The sequence below is a fragment of the Vibrio sp. 1180_3 genome (genome assembly GCF_029478545.1).
GTDB classification, from domain to species: Bacteria; Pseudomonadota; Gammaproteobacteria; order Enterobacterales; family Vibrionaceae; genus Vibrio; species Vibrio aestuarianus.
This window is the reverse complement of record NZ_SJFM01000265.1, coordinates 1-255: the sequence shown is the minus strand read 5'-3', so window position 1 is coordinate 255 and position 255 is coordinate 1. Positions and strand designations below refer to the sequence as shown.

At 47.1% G+C, this 255-nt stretch carries 1 rRNA gene; it reads right to left on the bottom strand.

What is annotated here, in order from left to right:
* A 23S ribosomal RNA gene (locus EYW48_RS22070) occupies window positions 1–255 on the bottom strand; the annotation flags it as partial.

Genomic DNA, 255 nt, shown 5'->3' with positions numbered 1-255 from the left:
TTTCGCCTTTCCCTCACGGTACTGGTTCACTATCGGTCAGTCAGTAGTATTTAGCCTTGGAGGATGGTCCCCCCATATTCAAACAGGATATCACGTGTCCCGCCTTACTCGTTTTCACTTAGAATGATGTGTCGGTTACGGGGCTATCACCCTTTATTGCCACGCTTTCCAGCGTGTTCACCTGCATCATTTAAAGCTTAAGGGCTAGTCCAATTTCGCTCGCCGCTACTTTCGGAATCTCAGTTGATTTCTTTT